5 protein-coding genes and 1 pseudogene are annotated in these 4,545 nt (G+C 37.2%); all 6 read right to left on the bottom strand.

Features of this window, described 5'->3' with window-relative positions; translation table 11 throughout:
- Positions 1-264, bottom strand: a pseudogene (locus tag AC27I2_RS19565) (hypothetical protein); the annotation flags it as partial.
- A 68-nt stretch (positions 265-332) separates the two neighbouring features.
- Entirely contained in the window at positions 333-485 is a 153-nt protein-coding gene (locus AC27I2_RS19560) for a hypothetical protein (RefSeq protein WP_487205246.1), read from the bottom strand.
- Between the two features lie 353 nt (positions 486-838).
- Entirely contained in the window at positions 839-1,813 is a 975-nt protein-coding gene (locus tag AC27I2_RS19555; RefSeq protein WP_487205245.1) for a transposase, read from the bottom strand.
- Positions 1,814-1,855: 42 nt separating this feature from the next.
- The gene (locus AC27I2_RS19550; RefSeq protein ID WP_487205244.1) at positions 1,856-2,101 is read right to left on the bottom strand and encodes a hypothetical protein; all 246 of its coding nucleotides are present in this window, start codon (positions 2,099-2,101) and stop codon (positions 1,856-1,858) included.
- A gap of 351 nt (positions 2,102-2,452) precedes the next feature.
- Complete coding sequence (locus AC27I2_RS19545) at positions 2,453-3,358, bottom strand: 2TM domain-containing protein (RefSeq protein ID WP_487205243.1); 906 nt, start codon at positions 3,356-3,358, stop codon at positions 2,453-2,455.
- Positions 3,359-3,439: 81 nt separating this feature from the next.
- The gene (locus tag AC27I2_RS19540) at positions 3,440-4,489 is read right to left on the bottom strand and encodes a hypothetical protein (RefSeq protein WP_487205242.1); all 1,050 of its coding nucleotides are present in this window, start codon (positions 4,487-4,489) and stop codon (positions 3,440-3,442) included.
- Positions 4,490-4,545 lie beyond the last annotated feature (56 nt).

The following is a 4,545-nucleotide window of genomic DNA, read 5'->3' as shown; positions in this document are numbered from 1 at the left end:
TTGCCAATCAAAGCAGCAATTACCAAATTCATCGCGCTCGTCGCATCCGGGAATATCAAAGGTATAACCCACCTTGCCTGTAAGGCGGTCAAAATAGGCTAAATTAGGTGTTCCTATTCTCCCCCATATAGGCATAAGGTTTAAAAATAGTAAATTCCAGCCCAACACTAAGTATAAAAACCACCATGAAAAAGGGTCATCAGAAAAAGGCGCAACCAATAAAAATAATACAACAACTAAACTACCACAAAACCCTAAAAACATGGGCCCTAAAGTTAACGCTCGCCAACCATCATTGCCGCATGAATGTACCTGAAAACGCTGTGAATCATTTAAATATGTTTTTTTTCTTCATATAACCAGTGATGTAATAAACACACGCCTTTAAATTTCTTTTCTAATTCAAAGTCGAGCTTTTCCTTAAAAAAATTATTAAAGATTGTTTTACGTGGTAAAGCACCACCTAAGTATTTTAAGATACTCATAATACTCCTTTATACAACCCATGGATTTGGATAAGTTGGGTTGGCAATTGGTTTTGCTATTGCCTCAAAATCGAGCGGCAATGTAAGGTTTTTATCATACCTTAGCTCTGGGGATGGCCTTACTTTATCTATTTTAAGTGCAAATTAAACTAGACAGCCACTTTAATTGTGCAAGCTTAACTGTGCCATAAGATCTACTTTTTAGGTTAAAAAATTACCTTGCCTTATCTATTTCTTTTATTTAATTCATTAAATAAAACATTACCGCTGTTAAACCTAAATTACATGCACGAAAATAACTGCATGATGCAGTTGTGATTTATTACTAAATACTTTTACTGAGCAGTTTAAGTTTATGCGAGTAGCTTTTCACAGTTACTGGTGTTCGATCGCCGTTTTCTATTTAAATTCTCACAGTAGCCGGCTTGTGAGGATGGTCTCCCCACTGCACCATGGAATACATGTGTAAATTGGGTTGCGAGTTTTAACCAGTTTTCTGGCGATATATTCACTCTTTCTAGTAAAGGCAAATATGTACTTTCAATATACCCTCGCTTATCTTCTCGTATACAACGTCCCGTTAATTCAACAAGTTCAAGGTACGATTTGAGCTCAAACGGTAACCCTTTTGGCATTATTTGACGCGACATACCTGCAAAGCGCAGTAACTGTTTAGGTTGCTTACCTTCTGTTGCGCTTGTTAAACGCTTTTGAACACTGGTATGGTCCGATTCTTCAGGAGTATCAGCCATTTTCGCTCTAATGGGGTTTAAGTCTACATACGCCATACATGCTGCAAGTGCAGCTTCATCTAATAAAGCTTGCGATTTAAAGCGACCCTCCCAAAATCGGCCTGTGCAGTTATCTTCTTTGTTTGCTTTGCGCGCAATGTCTTCATTTAATAATCGCATAAACCAGCTAATACTTGATAAACGTTCGCGGTATTGTTTGACTGTTTGATTAAAAAAGATGAGTTCTATTTTGCTTAGCTTTTCGCCCTGGATGTATTTTTGTGTAATCAACGTACCTTTACAAAGCTTATGCCAGCGAATAACAATCGCTTTGTCATTCAGTCTATTGACTTTCTTATCATCTACATACAAGACTAAGTGCGTATGATTACTCATTACGGCATAAGCACATACATCAATACAAAACACCTTCGCTAATTCAAGTAACTTATCTTCAACCCAGCCTCGTCGATGTTCGTAAGACTTCCCCGTAAAATGGTCTTCACCACATAAAAATGCACGGCGAACACACCGTGAAATACAATGATAATATTTTGTATCAACTAAACTTACTTGACGCTTTCTTGCGGTTGCCATAAAACACTCTGCTCATTTTTCACACTAAATAAACCGTAGTCCCTAATTTAACAAAGTGCAAAATTTATAGTGGGTGTCTTGTTTATTCTCAATAAATATACATCCAAACACAATAGCAAGTATCAGCCAGAATTTTTCTTTTGGGTTTGACTTCACATTTGCATTATAGATAGCTGTAAACCCTTTAATGGTAAACACTGCTGGAAGCGCATCAAAATCAATACGCATTTTATTACTTTCCATTTTATTACTTTCCATGTTGTTACTTTCCATATTATTATTTTCCATTTTAACTGACTCCTTTAAAAAAATTGTAACTAAGCTTGTTGTTTGTAGTACTTACCTCCTTAAATAAAATTTTTCACTAATATAGTGAATTGTCTAAATTGTGTAATAAAACATTCTAGCGGTTTGTTTAATGAATATTTTTACAATACATTCAAATACATAAAGACAGGCAAAACCTTTAATATTAGCCTTTATTTAAGCTATTATCTTATGCCTTACCACTGCGTTACTTGTTTTTCTATTCCATGAAAGCTCCCTCAAAGTAAAAGTGCCTAAGGAATTCCACAGGTTAATTGCATAAATAACCGTTTGGCTTTGTATTTCCAATTTAAGGTTTCTTTACGTTCAGGCTCAGGGGTCCAGCGTTGCCAAGGTTTGGTGATTTCGGGTTGGGGGGGCATCGTTATACCAATCTATTTTGTATGCCTCAGTATATAGCTCATCATAAATTTCGGTTTGTTGTTTAAAGCTCATATCACGCCAATACACTTCTGGACGATTGTTTTGCTTATCAAACTCAGCGGTAATTGGGTCAAGGTGTCTGTAGCCTTCGTATTCTGGGATATCGGGTAATGGCTTGGTATTATCCATAAAGCGCACTAAGCGCTCCCAAAACAACAAACAATAGATAGGGTTTTGGGCAAGTTCAGTGACCACTATGGTCATTTTGGTTTGTGGGTATTTATCTCTGTCTTTGTGCGATATCACCGGGAAAAAAGCGCGAGAGCCTCCTTGGTCAGTGCTTTGGTTTACCAGTACACACTTCATATCTCGCCAATCAAAACAGCAATGACCAAATTCATCCCGCTCGTCACAACCAGGAATATCAAAGGTATAACCCACCTTACCTGTTTGGCGGTCAAAATAGGCATATTTAGGTGAAAATACTAAATCCCAAAGAGGGAATAAGTTTAAAAATACTAAGTTCCATCCAAGTACTAAATATAAAAACCACCATGAAAAAGGTTCCCCCGAAAAAGGCGCGACCAAAAGAAATAATATAACAACTAAACTACCACAAAACCCTAAAAACATAGGACCAAACAATAAGAGTCTAATTGGGCTATTGCCGCATGAGTGAGCTTGAAATCGTTGCGGGTTCTTCTCAATCGTTGTTTTTTTTGTGTAATACCATTTAGCTAACAGGCATAAGCCACTAAATTTTGTTTGCAAGTCGAGTGTATTACCTTGCTCGAAGAATTGGTTAAAGATTGTTTTACGTGGTAAAGCTCCACCTAAGTATTTTAAGATACTCATAGTATTCCTATCTTAGTAAACCTAGGCAGCTGTTGCGCCTAGGTTTGAATCCCTTTTCTAATTGTTAAAGAGCTATCGCGTTTAAACACCTGCAATAATTTGCATTGCAAGGGTTTTCATAAGGCGTTTCCAGTACGGTGTGTCGTCTGGTTTGTTTAGGCTTTCATCTATTGGCCACTTTTCCCACGGTTTGGTGATTTCTTTATTTGCCCAGCGTTTGGGGTTGGTGATGGCACCGTCAAAGTTAAAGCGGTAAATATCATTATCAAGCTCTTCTTCTATTTGCTTCATCTGCTTGTAGCTCATTAAGCGCCAGTACTTTTCAGGGCGGTTATTTTGCTTATCAAACTCATGTGTTATTGGGTCAAGTTGACGAAATGGCTCTATTTCAGGTGAGTCAACGAGCGGTTTGGTTACGTCCATAAAGCGCACAACGCGCTCCCATGTGTATTTGCAGTAGTTTGGGTTTTGTGGGTTGTCTTTTACGCGTATTTCACTAAATGCACCACGGTGGTTTTCATAATCTTTATGGGCAATATACATCGCGTGGGTTACACCATGGCCTTGTGAATGGTTGGCTTTAGAGTAAAACGCTTCTATATCCGTAAACGGAAATGTAGAATGGCCATGCTCATTTTTTTCTGCGTTATTTACTGACCACGAAAAGCTCACTGTTTGGTTTTGGCGGTCAAAATATACCTCGCGTTTAGGCAGAATATACCGTGCTAAAATGGGGCTGAAGTTTAAGAAAAAAAGATTAAAACCGATTGCAGGTAATACAAACCAAAATGGAAAGTCTTCTGGTGTTGATGTAAATTGTGAATAAAACCATACCCCAAAAAATATAACTGAGACAATTGAACCTGTTACCCCCAAAAGAATAGGTCCCAATACTAACCCTAACGTCCAATCTGCTGCATTATGAAAACCTAAATAACGGCCTTCGTTATCAATACTATTTGAATCTTTAAGCCTTCTTTCTTCATCTTTTAGAACCAAAATTTTAACGATTTGAAACCCCATTAAACCTGTAAATTTATTAAACCTCTTTTTTGAAAAATAATTTTTAAAATTTTGCGAGTTCTCTATCACTCTTGCATTTAGTTTTGCAAATTTATATGAAATTGACATTTTGTCCCTTACAGTTTTAAGATTTCTGTTTGCCAATCAATAGCATTTTCTGGCTG

The organism is Pseudoalteromonas sp. NH0006-46 (assembly GCF_057547735.1).
This window is presented reverse-complemented; position numbering and strand designations above follow the sequence as displayed.